Raw genomic sequence first — 14,756 nt, forward strand, 5'->3', positions numbered from 1 at the left:
AGGCGGCGGATACGGGGCCGCGCCGGGTGCGCGGGAGCGGTCGCGAATGCGGGCGCGGCGGGTGCGGGTGGCGGTGATCCGCGGGGGCGCGGGGCAGGGTGACGGTGTCCTGGGCGCGGGCCACGGACGATGGTGATCTGCGGAGCGCCCGGCGCGCTGACGACGGTGATCTGCGCCTACGACGGCCGCGAGCGGCAGCGCCCGGCGGACACGCGGGCCGCGGACGGCACTGACCTGCCAAGCGCCCGGAGCCCGGACGACGGTGATCTGCGCCTACGACGGCCACAAGCGGCAGCACCCGGCGGACACGCGGGCCACGGACGGCACTGACCTGCCAAGCGCCCGGAGCCCGGACGACGGTGATCTGCGCCTACGACGGCCGCGAGCGGCAGCACCCGGCGGGCGGACGCGCAGGCCGGGGACGGCGCTGATCTGCGGAGCGCCCGGGCGCGGAGGCGGTGCCACGGCTGTCAGTCCCCCGGCCACAGCCCCGGCAGCGGCATGCAGGCGTGCCGCAGCTGGTGCGGTACCTCCTCCCCCAGCAGGCGCCGCATGGTCTCCGCCGCGCGGACCGCCGCGTCGGCGCAGCAGTTGTTGAACAGGACGTGGACCTGTTCCGTCCGCTCGGCCAGGCCCCGCACCCGCGGCACCCACGCCGCCAACTCCCCCTCGGTGTACGTGTGGCGGTAGGCCTCCTCCTTGGACCCGGTGCCCCAGTGCGGGCTGCGCCCGTGGAAGCGGACGACGGCCAGCCGCCGTGTCGTGACCGGCGCGAAGGGCGGCATCGAGGTGGGCAGGTCCCGCGCCGTGTCCACGGCGACCGCGGTGGCGTCCAGATCCGCGAGCAGTGCCGCGGTGGCCGGCTCCCGGTCGCCCCGCCACCAGTCCGGGTGCCGGAACTCGACGGCGAAAGGCCACCCGCGGGCCCTCTCACGGCAGGCGCGTACGAACGCCTCCGACCGTGGGCCGGGAGTGAGCGAGGGCGGGAACTGGAACAGCACCGTCCCGAGCCGTCCGGCCCGCCGCAGCGGCGCCAGCGCTTCGGTGAAGCGCGCCCATAACTCGTCGAGCAGGCCCGCGTCGCGGCCGCCCGGATCGGGGGCGCGCCGCCGGGCCAGGGCCGGCCGCAGGTCGGCGGGCAGCGCGTCCGGCCGCGTCGGATGTCCCGTCAGCAGCGAGAAGGCCTTGACGTCGAAGACGAAGCCGTCCGGTGTCCGCTCCGCCCACAGCCGGCTGGTGCGTTCGCTCGGCAGCGCGTAGTACGAGGAGTCCGCCTCGACCACGGGAAACCGCTCGGCATAGAACCTCAGCCGCCCCTCGGCGTCGCGCCGCCCCCGCGGATACCAGCCGCTCGCCACCAGCGCCCGGTCCGTCCAGGAACACGTCCCCACCAGGATGTCGCCCATGGGCCCCGTGTTACCCGGGGACGTACGGCCATGCCCGGCCGTTGCGGCGCGCCGGCGATTCACCGGCTCTTCTCAGGGGATAAGAAGCCAAGCTGGCCGCGGCGGTGTGTTTCGCGATCGCTCGCGGCCCGGCTGCCGGACTATTCACTCCAGCTTGCTGTCATTGCGATGCGTTCCTGCCACTGCCTCATGCCCGGACCGTTCGCGTCCCAGCGGTGGCAGAACTGGCGCAGTTGTTCGCATCTGGCCAGCATGGCGGCCCTGCGGTCCGCCCACGTGGGCACTTGCCCGCCGTAGGCTCGGAAGAAGTGGTCGAGGGCGTGGACGCATCCGGGGTGATGCATGCGCACGATCCACTCGCACCACGCAAGGTCTTCGACGGGAGCTCCGAGGTGGGCGAACTCCCAATCGACTATGGCGGTCACTTCGAGGGAGTCGGGGTTGAGCAGCACATTGTTGGGCCCGAAGTCCCCGTGCACCAGGGCCTTGCCGGCCTCGTGCCCGCCTGCGGTCAGCACGTCGGGCGCGACCATGTGGATGCGACGCAGCAGTTCTCCGCAGCTCGCCAGCACCGCCGCGGGCTGAGCTTCCAGGAGTTCCTGGCCCGGGACACCCGCCATGAAGCCGAGCGTCAGGGTGGCCGTGGTCGCTGCGCGCACCGGCGGCACGGGCAACTGGTCCTGGAGTCGGGTCAGCAGAGTGTGCTCGCGACGCAGTCTGAGGTCGGCGTCGGGTCCTTCATAGGTCTTTTCCACGACGGCCCCGTCGCCAAGGGTGCTGTTGGTGTAGCCGTGCTTCAAGGGACGCATCCACAGATCATCAACCACCTGCGGTCCTCCGGTCACTCCTGGCTGCCTACCCGGTCGCGGACGAGAGGAGTGGTGCGAAGGCCCGGTCTTCGTGGAAGGGCTGCCGCGCCTGGAGGCAGTGGTGGAGTTGGCCGAGGAAGCGGGTTGAGCAGGTGGCGCTGGGCGGCGTTGTGCCAGTCGCCGTGCTCCCGTCGACGCCGGTAGTGGGCGTTCGCTCCGGGGGAGGCCTGGAAGGCTGAGAAGTTCGCGCCGGATCGCCGGCGCGGCGGTGTCCCCGGCGTTCGTCGGCGGGACGGGGCCGGCGTCCTGATGGTCAGTAGTCCAGCCCCGCGAACCAGTCGCCGCGACCGCCCGGGGTCAGGTCGAGGAGATGCCAGACGGGGTTGAGCAGGTCGATGCCGCGCTGGTCGATGTCGTCGGCCATGCGCGGGTGGGCCGAGTAGAAATGGCGGACCGTGCCGTCGCCGTCCCGGGTGAAGACGGAGACGGTGGAGTCCTGCGCGCCGTCCTCGTCCTCGCTGCCGAGGTCGTACTTGAAGGTGCTGTCGCCGCAGCTCAGCAGGCGCAGCCGGGACCAGCCGCGGTTGCGGGCGTGCCGGCGCAGGGTGGGCGGGTCGGCCGCGGCGGCGACGGCGAAGTCGGCTCTCCGGGCGATGTGGTGGGCGACGCCGTTGAAGCCGTCGATCCACAGGGTGCACATCGGGCAGGGGTCGATCTGCGACTTGCCGTACATGAAGTGGTAGACGATCAGCGGCCGGTCCGGGGCGGTGAACAGCCCGCTGAGGGTGACCTCGCGGACGGGGGTGTCGCCCTCGTCGAGGTCGGCCGGGCCTTCGAGGAAGACGTAGTCGTCGACGACAGGGCCCTGAGGGAGCGCCCGGCGCCGGGAAGCGACTTCCTCCCGGTGGCGCATGAGCTCGATCTCGGCGAGCCGGAGTTCTTCGCGGGCGGCGAGGTAGTCGGCGGACTCGCTTGGCAGTCGGGTGTGCCGCACCATCACGACCTCCTGGGTGAGGGGCCCCGAGATCAAGTCTAGGGCGACATGCCCGGCGGCGCCGGGACACGGCGGGGGCCGACGGTCCGCGACCGTCGGCCCCCGCCCAGCAGACCGCTGTGACCTGCGCGTACAGCACCGGCAGGTTCTTCCACAGCTCGAACGCCGTGACCTCCGAGCGGTACTCCTCCCACTCGCGAACTCCTGCTGGGCGAAACAGGGCAGGCCAAACCGGCTGCCGGCGACCTACCGCCGCACCCACGGCGTCACCTACTTCCACGGCTGCTACTCCGTGGGCGGCGACCGCCTGTGGGGCGTCACCCGACGTCGCAAGGGCACCGCCAACACCCTGGCCGCGCTCAAGTCGATCCGCGCCGCCCGACTCGACGGCGCCCCCATCTAAATCATCCTGGACAACCTCTCCGCCCACACCGGCGCGGACATCCGCCGCTGGGCGAAGAAGAACAAGGTCGAGCTGTGCTTCACCCGACCTACGCTTCCTGGGCCAATCCGATCGAGGCCCACTTCGGCCCGCTGCGACAGTTCACCCTGGCCAACTCCCACCACCGCAGCCACCCCGCGCAAAACCCAGGCACCGCACCGCTACCTGCGCTGGCGCACCACCAACGCCCGCCACCCCGACGTACTCGCCGCCCAACGCAAGGAACGCGCCCGCGTCCGCAGCGAGAAGGGCATCCGCTGGGGCGGACGCCCCCTCAACACCGCAGCCTGACCAACCGCGAACCGCAGCCCCCGAGCGCCGAAGGGGGCAAGTTCAGGAGAAGGACAGCGACAGAAGGATGACTCAGGAGGCGGACGGTTCGATCTCCCCCGCAAAGACGATGACCTGGTCGATGAGGCTCCGCCGCAGATGGACGACGTCCGTTCCCGCCAGGCGGGGACCTCCATCCGGCGTGGTAAAGACCCACTGGTACCGGGCCCACTCGTCAGGCATGTCCACCGCCGAGCAGCGCACCATCGTGCCGGTCCCCGCCGGGTGGCGCCGGATGTCCAGCACGAACCGCTCGACCGCCGCGATCCCTTCGCTGCGACCCAACGGCCCCCAGAAGACCACGTCGGAGGTCAGAGCCTGGGAGAGCAGGGCAGTCACATAGCTGTCGTCCGAGGCGTTGAACGCGGAGATGAACGTGTCGATCGCGGAGCGTGCAATCTCTTCCTGCATGCCCCAGTAATACCAGCCGTTTCGCGTGCGCTCGTCCCGCGAGCAGCCTTCCGATCACGGTGAACCATCCCGGTCACAGCACAACTAGGCGCGGGGTGGCGCGGTGGTGCCGCGGATGACGAGCTGGGTGGGTACGACGACGTCGCGGTCGGTCTCTTCGCCCTGCAGGATCTTCAAGAGCATGCGTCCGGCACGTTCTCCCTGCTCGCGGACGGGTTGCCGGACGGTGGTGAGGTCGGTGAGTTCGGCTATGGGGTGGTCGTCGATGCCGATGACGGAGATGTCCTCGGGGACGCGCAGGCCGGCGCGGCGCAGGGTGCGGATGGCGCCGAGGGCGACTTCGTCGGAGTGGGCGTAGACGGCGGTGGGCGGCTCGGGCTGGCTGAGCAGCTTGGCCATGGCGTCGGCGCCCTCGGCGCCACCCCAGTCGACAGTGACGACGAGGCGTTCGTCGAGGGGGATACCCGCCTCGCGCAGGGCGGCGTAGTAGGCGTTGGAGCGGCCGGAGGGCTGCACCTCGTCGGGCTGGTCGGGGTCGACGGCGGCGATCATGGCGATGCGGCGGTGGCCGAGGAAGAGCAGGTGGTCCACGGCCTGGCGGCCGGCGGTCTCGTCGTCGATGGACACGTTCGGGTAGGGAGCGTGCTGGCCGCCAGCGGCGATGATCGTGACGCCCATGAGTTCCAGCCTCCGCTGCTCCTCCTCGCCGACGGGGAAGGCCAGGACGACGACGGCGTCGACCTTGCGCCGGGCGGGCAGCCGCTGGAAGAAGTCGTGGCGATCCTCGATGCCGTCGACGTGGTACAGCAGCACATCGAGTTCGGCGGCGCGCAGGACTGATTCCAGTCCTTCGAGGAGGGTGGCGAAGAACCAGCGCGAGATGTGCGGTACGACCACCGCGACCCGGCCGGTGGCGCCGCCGGCCAGGCGGGACGCCTCGGGGGAGACGACATAGGACAGCTCTTCGGCGACCGCCCGAACGCGGCGTCGGGTGGCTTCGGAGACGCCGCTTTCGTTGTTGAGCGCGCGTGAGGCGGTGGCCATCGAGACGCCGGCCGCGCGGGCCACGTCCGCCATGTTGATCTTCCGGGAGCTCTGCGCCATGCCGGAAGGCTAACCCACGGAACGGAAACGCTTCCATTTCCGCGAAAGAGCCTTTCAAGGGCTCCCTGGCGGTCGATCACCGACCGTGCGTATGGATCTCATCATTTCTGCACGTCAAAACGATGTTGCGGTTTCGTTACTTGACAGCCCTGAGCCAGACACTCAGTCTTTCGGCAACGGAAACGCTTCCGAAACGAGCCGCCGACTCCCCGCAGCCAGCCAGGAAGCGCCCCGAGACCTCGTCTGCCGACCGTGAACGGCAGCCGCATGGATGCGAGGAGCCATCATGCTTGAGCACCCCACTCCCTCCCCGGCCAGAAGAGGCACCGGCGCCGCGGGCAGGCGCCTGCGCGCCTCGCTGGCGGCCATCGCCGCCGGGTCCGCGCTAGTCACCCTGGCAGCGTGTAGCGCGCCCGGCTCGGGCTCCGGCTCCGGTTCGCCGGCCGACGCGACGCCGACCGCGGTGAACACGGCCGTCGGCGACACCCCGGCCACGCTGACCCTGTTCTCGGCTGCGGGCCTGCAGACCTACGAGCAGGGCCTGGCCGACGCCTTCATGGCCAAGTACCCGAAGATCAAGGTGAAGCTGCGGGTCGAGGCGGACAACAACTACAACACCGTGCTGCCGAGGGTGCTCGCCTCCGACTCGGCGCCGGACCTGGTGCAGCCCTTCGACCTCCTCGGCGGCGTCAAGGACCACTTGCTGACCAACCTCGACCCCTATGACAAGGCGTATGGCTGGAGCGAGAAGGTCCCGGCATCCGCGCTCGCGCCCGGCCGGGTGGCGATGGGAGTGATCGGCGGCGGATCGCTGTATCAGGCGGGTGGCTCGGCCGGGCCGCTGGTCGGCGTCTTCTACAACAAGGATCTGGCCGCCAAGGTCGGCATGAAGACCGTGCCCTCGACTGTCGCGGAACTCGAGACGGTGATGGCCAAGGCGAAGAAGCAGGGGATCACCCCGATCGTGGCCTCCAACCAGGACGGCCTGATCGGCCACCTCTACAACCTGCTGCTCGGCGACTACATGGGCGCCCAGAAGCTCAGCGACATCGTCTACCACAAGCCCGGGGTCTCCCTGGACACCCCGGAGGCGGTCAAGGCCACCGAGACCCTGCAGAAGTGGATCAAGGCCGGGTACTTCGCGTCCGACGTCAACGCCATCAACCAGGAGGCGTCGTACGGGCAGTTCACCGGCGGCAAGGGCCTGTTCTTCTTCCAGGGCAGCTGGATCACGCAGACCATGGACAAGACCTTCAAGGGCAAGTACGGGGTCTTCCCGATGCCGCCGGCCACCGAGGGCGGCGCGTATGCCGGGATGACCAGCAACACCCTCGCCTTCTCGATCGCCGCGCGCTCGAAGAACAAGGACGCCGCGGCGCTGTTCCTCGACTTCCTCACCACGCCAGAAGCGGCCAAGGTCGCGGTGAAGAACGGCTACGCCGCCCTGACAGGCGATGCGAAGAGTGCCGGCAAGCCGTCCCTGTCCGGCTCGCTGACCGACCAGATACAGACCGGGTACGCCGTGATCGCCGCCGACAACGGCTTCGACAGCTGGCTGCAGAACGCCGCGCCCGAAGTCAACACCAAGCTGACCCAGCAGCTGCAGCTGCTGGTCTCCGGAAAGGTCGAACCCGCCGGGATGGTGAAGACGCTGCAGACCACCTACGCCGACGCCCTGAAGAGCAGCTGAGCACCATGCAATTGACCACGTCGCCCGACATCAGCCACAAGCAGGGCGCCACCGCCGCCCGGAGCCGCAGCCGCCGCGGGCTCCGGGCCCGGCGGTGGGCCGGCTGGCTGTTCGCCCTGCCTGCCCTCGTCTTCTATGGAGTCTTCAACTTCCGCCCGGTGCTGATGTCGATCCAGTACTCCTTCTACGACTGGGACGGGGTGGGCGCCTCCACCTGGGTGGGCCTGAAGAACTACACCGAGGTCTTCACCGACTCCGAGCAGTTCGACTCGCTGCTGCACGCCTTCTACCTGATCCTGTTCTTCACCGTCCTGCCCGTGACCCTGGCTCTGATCACCGCCTCGGTGCTGCGTCAGCTCCAGGGCCGCTTCACCGGAGCGGTGGCCCGCACCCTGCTGTTCCTGCCGCAGATCATCCCCGGCGCCGCTGCCGGCGTGGCCTGGACGTGGATGTACTCCGACAAGGGCGTGGTCAACCAGTTCCTGCGCGTCATCGGCCTCGGCTCCCTCGCCCGTCCGTGGCTGGCCGACTTCACCTGGTCCCTGACCGCGGTCGGCTTCATCGGCACCTGGCTGTCCACCGGCCTGTGCACGATGCTGCTGCTGGCCGGCATCGGCAAGATCGACGGCAGCCTGTACGAGGCGGCCCGCATCGACGGCGCAGGCCCCATCCGCCAGTTCCTGGTCGTCACCCTGCCCGGGCTGCGCAACGAGATCGGCGTCTGCGTCACCATCACGATCATCGCCGCGCTCGCCAGCTTCGACGTGGTCTACCTCGCCACCCAGGGCGGCCCCGGCACCCAGACGATGGTCCCCGGCGTCGCCGTCTACAACCTCGCGTTCAACGACAACCGCCTGGGTGCGGCCTCCGCTCTGGCCGTCGTCCTCACCCTGATCGTGATCGCCATCGTCGCCCCGCTCCAGCGCCTGTTCCGGGAGAGGTAACGCCATGCCCGCAACCACGCAGACACTGCGCCGACGCGCGCCCGGGCTGGTACTGATCGCGGCGGCGGCGCTCTACTCGGTCGTACCGCTGCTGAGCATGGTCAGCGCCGCCCTCGCCCCGCAGGGCTCCTTCCCCAGCGGCCTGAGCTGGCCCACCGGCCCGCACTGGCACAACTTCGTCGATGCCTGGAACGTCGCCAACATCACCACGCTGCTGAAGTCCAGCACCCTGATCGTCCTCGGCGTCGTCCCCGTGGCGGTCCTGATATCCACGATGGCCGCCTACGCGATCGCCGTCCTGGAGATCCCGCTGGGCCGCGTCTTCTACGCGGTGCTGGTCCTGACCTTGACGCTGCCGTACGAGATCGTCATCGTCCCGCTGTATGAGCAGGTCAAGGCGATGGGCCTGCTCGGCACCCAGTGGGCGCTGATTCTGCCGCTGATCGGGATGAACATGCCGTTCGCCGTCTTCTGGATGCGCGCCCACTTCGCAGGCGTCCCTCGCGAACTGTCGGAGGCCGCGAGCATGGACGGCGCCGGCCCCTGGCGGGCACTGCGCCACATCCATCTGCCGCTGGCCCGCCCGGCGATCGCCTCCCTGGCGCTGCTGATGTTCCTGTCCACCTGGAACCAGTTCCTGCTCGCCCTGGTGCTCATCGACGACCCCGACAAGCGCACCATGGCCGGCGCCCTGCAGGCGTTCACCACGAAATACAGCACGGACCAGGTCCTGTTGAACGCCGGCGCTCTGCTGATCATGGCTCCCACGATCCTCGTGTTCCTGTTCCTCCAACGCCACTTCGTCAAGGCGCTGCTGCAGGGCTCGGTCAAGGGGTAGCACCAGGCAACTCCTCCTCACCCCCACACGCACACCGAACAGTCAGGAAGCGAGCAACGTGAGCACGGCAAACGACTCCTGGTGGCGCAACGCCGCCATCTACCAGGTCTACATACGCAGCTTCGCCGACGGCGACGGCGACGGTATCGGCGACATCGCCGGCCTCCGCTCCCGCCTGCAGTACCTGGCCTACCTCGGTGTCGACGCCATCTGGATCAACCCCTGGTACCCGTCCCCGCTGGCCGACGGCGGCTACGACGTGGCCGACTACCGCGACATCCACCCCACGTACGGCGACCTCCACGAGGCGAAGGAGCTGATCGTCGAAGCCCACGAGCTGGGCCTTCGCGTCATCCTGGACATCGTCCCCAACCACACCTCCGACCAGCACGTATGGTTCCAGCAGGCGCTGGCCGCAGGACCCGGCTCACCCGAGCGGAAGCGGTACATCTTCCGCGACGGCCGAGGCGAGGACGGCTCCCTGCCGCCCAACGACTGGCACGCGGCCTTCGGCGGCCCAGCCTGGACCCGCACCGACGACGGCCAGTGGTACCTGCACCTGTTCGCCCCCGAGCAGCCCGACCTGAACTGGGACAACCCCGAGGTCCACGCCGAGTTCGAGTCGATCCTGCGCTTCTGGTTCGACCTGGGCGTCGACGGTTTCCGCATCGACGTCGCCCACGGCATGGTCAAGGACCCAGCCCTGCCCGACCTCGGCCTGTCCGAGTTCTCCGTTCTGGCGCGCGACGGCCAGGAGAACCACCCGCACTGGGACCGCGAGGGCATCCACGACATCTTCCGCAGCTGGCGCGCCATCGCCGACAGCTACCCCGACCGGCGCGTCTTCGTCGCCGAAGCCCACGTCCGCCCCGGCCGCCTCGCCAGCTACCTGCGCCCCGACGAGCTGCACACCGCCTTCAACTTCGACTTCCTCAAAAGCCCCCTGGAAGCCGACAAGCTGCGGGAGGTCATCGACCGCAGCATCACCGACCTCGCCGCCGTCGGCGCCCCCGCCACCTGGGTCCTGTCCAACCACGACGAAACCCGACACGTCACCCGCTACGGCCGCGCCTACACCGGCGTCACCACCCCCATGCGCGACCAGGGCCACCCCACCGACCTCGCCCTCGGCACCCGCCGCGCCCGCGCCGCCGCCCTCCTCATGCTGGCCCTGCCCGGCGGCGCCTACATCTACCAGGGCGAAGAGCTCGGCCTGTACGAAGTCGAAGACCTCCCCGAAGACGTCCTGCAGGACCCCACCTGGGAACGCTCCGGCCACACCATCCGAGGCCGCGACGGCTGCCGCGTCCCCCTGCCCTGGTACGGCGACACCCCGCCCTTTGGCTTCAGCACCTCCAGAGCCGCCTCCTGGTTGCCCCAACCCGAGGACTGGAAGTCTTACACCGCCGAAGCCAACCAGGCCGATCCCGCCTCCATGCTTCAGCTCTACCGCTCGGCCTTGCGCCTGCGCCGTACCAACGCGGGCTTGAGTGGCGAGGCATTCCGCTGGCTGGACAGCCCGGACGGCATGCTCCTCTTCGAGCGCGGCAACGGCCTGCTGTGCGCGGTCAACCTTTCCCACCAGCCGATCCCGCTCCCCGACGCCTGCGATCCGCTCTTGGCATCAGGCCCTCTGGACGGTGACGGGTTGCTGCCCCCGGACACCACGGTCTGGTTGCAGCGCCACTGAAAAGGCTGAGAGGGGCGTCCCGGCCAGGTCCGTCCGCGGCCTTGGCCCACCTGAATCTGCCAGGGCCTGTCCGGTGTCCTCCCCGCCGACCGGGCAGGCCCTGGCCTTCGACGGAAGTCGAGGCTCGCCACCTCGAGGCCCAAGGGGACAGGGCCGAGTCGGCTTCAGCTGCACGTTCGGGGGTCACTCGCGTTCATCGTGCCGGCGATCTGCCGCAGGCCGTTCTTGTTCCTGAGGGCGTTGTGCTTGACCCCTCCGAATCGGAACAAGATCCGCGATGTTCCCTTGCCGGACCGCGTGGCCACGTTCTCAAGCAGCACGTGGAGGTGTCCCCCCGGTGGAGATCCCCTGCGGTGGCTCCAGGTGGACGGCCCGCCTGTCACGAAACGGCTGCTGTTCACCCGCCTCGACGGCGCGGGTACGGTTCGGCGTACCGACTTCGACGACCGCGTCTGGAAGCCTGCTCTCGTGGCCGCTGGGTGATCCCCGCGCCGAAGCCGGGAGGGCGTCACCGGGCTGCCGCGAACACGGCATGCACGCTCTCAGGCACTTCTACGCCTCGGTCCTCCTGGACACGGGCGAGAACGTCAAGGAGCTGAGCGACTACCTCGGACACAACGATCCGGGGTTCACGCTCCGGGTCTGCACGCACCTCATGGCGAGTAGCGACGCACCGGCCCGGAAGGCTGTGGACGGCCTGTACGAGGGCACCGATTCGGCGCCAGACGGCCAAGAGACGGCCCAGGGTCACTGAGACGAAAGGGGGCCGACGGTCCGCGACCGTCGGCCCCCGCCCGGCAGACCGCTGAGACCGCGCCTACAGCACCGGCAGGTTCTTCCGCAGCTCGAACGCCGTGACCTCCGAGCGGTACTCCTCCCACTCCTGCTTCTTGTTGCGCAGGAAGAAGTCGAACACGTGCTCGCCCAGCGTCTCGGCGATCAGGTCGCTGCGCTGCATCAGCGTGAGCGCCTCGCCCAGGTTCTGCGGCAGCGGCTCGATGCCCATCGCGCGGCGCTCGGAGTCCGTCAGCGCCCACACGTCGTCCTCGGCACCCGGAGGCAGCTCGTAGCCCTCCTCGATGCCCTTCAGGCCGGCGGCCAGCAGGACCGCGTAGGCCAGGTACGGGTTCGCGCCGGAGTCCAGCGAGCGGACCTCGACCCGGGCCGAGCCCGTCTTGCCCGGCTTGTACATCGGGACCCGGACGAGGGCCGAGCGGTTGTTGTGCCCCCAGCAGATGTACGACGGCGCCTCGCCGCCGGCGCCCGCGGTGCGCTCGGTGCCGCCCCAGATGCGCTTGTAGGAGTTCACCCACTGGTTGGTGATCGCCGAGGTCTCCCCGGCGTGCCGCAGCAGACCGGCGATGAAGGAGCGGCCCACCTTGGACAGCTGGTACTCCGCGCCGGACTCGTAGAACGCGTTCCGGTCACCTTCGAACAGGGACAGGTGCGTGTGCATACCGGAGCCGGGGTGCTCGGAGAACGGCTTCGGCATGAAGGTGGCCTGCACGCCCTGCTCCAACGCGACCTGCTTCATGACCAGGCGGAACGTCATGATGTTGTCGGCGGTGGACAGCGCGTCGGCGTACCGCAGGTCGATCTCCTGCTGGCCCGGGGCGCCCTCGTGGTGGGAGAACTCGACCGAGATGCCCATGGACTCGAGCATGGTGATCGCCTGGCGTCGGAAGTCCATGCCGACGTTCTGCGGGGTGTGGTCGAAGTAGCCGGAGTTGTCCGCCGGCGTCGGGCGGCTGCCGTCCAGCGGCCGGTCCTTCAGCAGGAAGAACTCGATCTCGGGGTGGGTGTAGAAGGTGAAGCCGAGGTCGGAGGCGCGGGCCAGGGCGCGCTTGAGGACGTACCGGGGGTCCGCGAAGGACGGCGAGCCGTCCGGCATGAGGATGTCGCAGAACATACGGGCCGTGCCGGGGGCCTCCGCGCGCCAGGGCAGGACCTGGAAGGTCGACGGGTCCGGCTTGGCGATCATGTCGGACTCGTAGACGCGGGCGAAGCCCTCGATGGCGGAGCCGTCGAAGCCGATGCCCTCGTCGAACGCCTGCTCAAGCTCGGCCGGGGCCACGGCCACGGACTTGAGGAAGCCCAGCACGTCCGTGAACCACAGGCGTACGAACCGGATGTCGCGCTCCTCCAAGGTCCGGAGCACGAACTCCTGCTGCTTGTCCATCTTCCGCTTCCCCATCCTTGCTGGTCAGGCCGCCTGTCTCCCGCACCACGGGAGGCGGTCGGGCACCTGAGCATCCCACCACAACAGCATTTCATGCGCGTTGCGGACCTTGATCGGCCGCCCGACCCCGGGCTGAACGCCTCGCATACGGCAGGTGTCCTGCTCTGACGCCCATCTTGCCTGTTCGGCGGCCCATACGTAATGGCCGATCTCGCCCCTCTCCCCCTCCTCTAAATTTGTATCTCAGATGCAAGTTTTATTACGGTGCCGACGGCCGGGCGGGCCGAAGCCCACCCTTCCTTCACAAAAGGAGTCCCGATGCTCTCCGAGCAGTCCGCCGCCACCGTGCGCGCGACCCTTCCCGCCGTCGGCGCCTCACTGGCCGAGATCACCGAGCGCTTCTACGACGGACTGTTCGCCGCCCACCCGGAGCTGCTGCGCGACCTGTTCAACCGCGGCAACCAGGCGGCCGGCACCCAGCGGCAGGCACTGGCGGGCTCGATCGCCGCCTTCGCCACCCACCTGCTGGAGCACCCGGACGAGCGCCCGGACGTGATGCTGGGCCGTATCGCCCACAAGCACGCCTCGCTGGGCGTCACGCCCGAGCAGTACAAGGTCGTCCACCAGCACCTCTTCGCGGCCATCGCCGAGGTCCTCGGCGACGCGGTCACACCGGAGGTCGCCGCCGCCTGGGACGAGGTCTACTGGCTGATGGCGAACGCGCTGATCGCGATCGAGAAGCGGCTGTACGAGGCGAGCGGGCAGTCCGGCTGGCGGCCGTGGCGGGTCGTGGGGCGCGTCGAGGAGACGGCGGACGTCGCCACCTTCCAGCTCCGCCCGGCCGACGACGGCCCGGTCCCCGACTTCGGCCCCGGCCAGTACGTCTCCGTCCGCGTGGAACTGCCGGACGGCGCCCGGCAGATCCGCCAGTACAGCCTGTCCGCCGCACCCGGGAGCCCGGTGCGCCAGATCAGCGTCAAGCGCGTCCAGGGCAGCGACACGCCGGACGGCGAGGTGTCCGGTCACCTCCACGCGCGCGTGCGCGAGGGCGACACCCTGGAGCTGTCCGCCCCGTACGGCGACCTGGTCCTGCACGCCGACGACGCGCCCCTGCTCCTCGCCTCCGCCGGCATCGGCGTGACCCCGGTGATCGCCATGCTGGAGCAGCTCGCCCGCACCGGTCGCCGCACCCCGGTCACCGTGGTGCACGCGGACCGCTCCCCCGCCACGCACGCCCTGCGCACCGACCACGAGGGCTTCGCGGCCAAGCTGCCGGACGCCGCCGTGCACTTCTGGTACGAACAGGACGCCCCGAAGGGCGCGCACACGGGCCTCGTGGACCTGTCCGCCGTGCCGGTCGCCTCGGGCACGCGCGCGTACCTGTGCGGTCCGCTGCCCTTCATGCGCGCGGTGCGCGCCCAGCTGATCGAGAAGGGTGTGGCCCCCGCCGACATCCACTACGAGGTGTTCGGGCCGGACCTCTGGCTGGCGCGGGACTGATCCCGTCCCGGCTGCACGGCTGGCCGGTGAAGGCTCCTGGTGCGACGGTGGAGTAGCGAGGCTCGTGAGGCAGAAGAGACCTTCGAGGCCGTGAGGTCGAGCCACCCACCTTCAAACGCGGAGGACAGCGCTCATGGCACGCACAACGAGGAACCGCACCCGGACGATCCTGTCCGCTGCCGCGGCCGGAGCTGTCGCGGCCGGACTGTCGGCCACCGCCCTTGCCCCTGACGCTGCTGCTGCCGCGACGGCGGAGGGGGCCACGTCGCCACGGGTGACGGTCGCCCCCTGCACGAGCGCGCAGCTCATCGCGAGCAGCGCCCACCGCCTGGCGTCGGGCCAGGTGGTGGTCACGGTCGTCAACCAGGGCCCTGGTGCGTGCGTGCTGAAGGGGTATCCCACGGTCGCCCTCGCCGGCC

At 69.8% G+C, this 14,756-nt stretch carries 12 protein-coding genes and 3 pseudogenes; 8 read left to right on the forward strand and 7 right to left on the reverse strand.

What is annotated here, in order from left to right; all coding sequences use genetic code 11:
• Nucleotides 1-470: 470 nt before the first annotated feature.
• The 4 genes and pseudogenes from C3488_RS27650 to C3488_RS27665 form a co-directional block, all read right to left on the reverse strand.
• Nucleotides 471-1,406 (reverse strand): DUF72 domain-containing protein, encoded by a 936-nt coding sequence (locus C3488_RS27650; protein ID WP_103843645.1) that lies wholly within the window; start codon nucleotides 1,404-1,406, stop codon nucleotides 471-473.
• A 140-nt stretch (nucleotides 1,407-1,546) separates the two neighbouring features.
• Nucleotides 1,547-2,215 carry a phosphotransferase family protein gene (locus C3488_RS27655; RefSeq protein ID WP_103843646.1) on the reverse strand — a complete coding sequence of 223 codons (669 nt, stop codon included), beginning with the start codon at nucleotides 2,213-2,215 and terminating at the stop codon, nucleotides 1,547-1,549.
• Between the two features lie 46 nt (nucleotides 2,216-2,261).
• Nucleotides 2,262-2,457 (reverse strand): annotated as a pseudogene (locus C3488_RS27660) (IS110 family transposase); the annotation flags it as partial.
• Between the two features lie 71 nt (nucleotides 2,458-2,528).
• Nucleotides 2,529-3,212, reverse strand: a complete 684-nt coding sequence (locus C3488_RS27665; protein ID WP_181139218.1) for a DUF899 family protein — start codon at nucleotides 3,210-3,212, stop codon at nucleotides 2,529-2,531.
• Nucleotides 3,213-3,399: 187 nt separating this feature from the next.
• Between C3488_RS27665 and C3488_RS27670 the strand changes: the two are divergent.
• Nucleotides 3,400-3,942: pseudogene (locus tag C3488_RS27670) on the forward strand (transposase); the annotation flags it as partial.
• Between the two features lie 72 nt (nucleotides 3,943-4,014).
• On the opposite strand, the gene C3488_RS27675 reads toward C3488_RS27670, so the two are convergent.
• A complete protein-coding gene (locus C3488_RS27675) occupies nucleotides 4,015-4,392 on the reverse strand; it encodes a hypothetical protein (RefSeq protein ID WP_030825962.1) in 378 nt (125 codons plus the stop codon).
• 84 nt (nucleotides 4,393-4,476) lie between these two features.
• On the reverse strand, nucleotides 4,477-5,496 hold the full coding sequence (locus C3488_RS27680) for a LacI family DNA-binding transcriptional regulator (protein ID WP_103843647.1): 1,020 nt from the start codon (nucleotides 5,494-5,496) through the stop codon (nucleotides 4,477-4,479).
• Nucleotides 5,497-5,782: 286 nt separating this feature from the next.
• On the opposite strand from C3488_RS27680, the gene C3488_RS27685 reads away from it, so the two are divergent.
• The 5 genes from C3488_RS27685 to C3488_RS41855 all read left to right on the forward strand — a co-directional run bounded on the left by C3488_RS27685 (nucleotide 5,783) and on the right by C3488_RS41855 (nucleotide 11,412).
• Nucleotides 5,783-7,186 carry an ABC transporter substrate-binding protein gene (locus C3488_RS27685; RefSeq protein ID WP_258053687.1) on the forward strand — a complete coding sequence of 468 codons (1,404 nt, stop codon included), beginning with the start codon at nucleotides 5,783-5,785 and terminating at the stop codon, nucleotides 7,184-7,186.
• Between the two features lie 5 nt (nucleotides 7,187-7,191).
• Nucleotides 7,192-8,130, forward strand: a complete 939-nt coding sequence (locus C3488_RS27690) for a carbohydrate ABC transporter permease (RefSeq protein ID WP_181139219.1) — start codon at nucleotides 7,192-7,194, stop codon at nucleotides 8,128-8,130.
• Nucleotides 8,131-8,134: 4 nt separating this feature from the next.
• Nucleotides 8,135-8,968: a carbohydrate ABC transporter permease gene (locus C3488_RS27695; RefSeq protein ID WP_103843648.1), complete on the forward strand. Its 834-nt coding sequence runs from the start codon at nucleotides 8,135-8,137 to the stop codon at nucleotides 8,966-8,968.
• A gap of 58 nt (nucleotides 8,969-9,026) precedes the next feature.
• Nucleotides 9,027-10,658 (forward strand): glycoside hydrolase family 13 protein, encoded by a 1,632-nt coding sequence (locus C3488_RS27700; protein ID WP_103843649.1) that lies wholly within the window; start codon nucleotides 9,027-9,029, stop codon nucleotides 10,656-10,658.
• 532 nt (nucleotides 10,659-11,190) lie between these two features.
• Nucleotides 11,191-11,412 (forward strand): integrase, encoded by a 222-nt coding sequence (locus C3488_RS41855; protein ID WP_258053688.1) that lies wholly within the window; start codon nucleotides 11,191-11,193, stop codon nucleotides 11,410-11,412.
• A gap of 63 nt (nucleotides 11,413-11,475) precedes the next feature.
• On the opposite strand, the gene glnA is transcribed toward C3488_RS41855, so the two are convergent.
• Entirely contained in the window at nucleotides 11,476-12,837 is a 1,362-nt protein-coding gene (gene glnA, locus C3488_RS27710; RefSeq protein ID WP_103843650.1) for a type I glutamate--ammonia ligase, read from the reverse strand.
• 318 nt (nucleotides 12,838-13,155) lie between these two features.
• Here glnA and C3488_RS27715 point away from each other — a divergent pair, with 318 nt between their 5' ends.
• Together C3488_RS27715 and C3488_RS40220 are read left to right on the forward strand one after the other, a co-directional pair.
• The gene (locus C3488_RS27715; RefSeq protein WP_103843651.1) at nucleotides 13,156-14,337 is read left to right on the forward strand and encodes a globin domain-containing protein; all 1,182 of its coding nucleotides are present in this window, start codon (nucleotides 13,156-13,158) and stop codon (nucleotides 14,335-14,337) included.
• A gap of 133 nt (nucleotides 14,338-14,470) precedes the next feature.
• Nucleotides 14,471-14,756, forward strand: a pseudogene (locus C3488_RS40220) (hypothetical protein); the annotation flags it as partial.

This window comes from Streptomyces sp. Ru72 (assembly GCF_002920635.1).
In the GTDB taxonomy this organism is placed as follows: domain Bacteria; phylum Actinomycetota; class Actinomycetes; order Streptomycetales; family Streptomycetaceae; genus Streptomyces.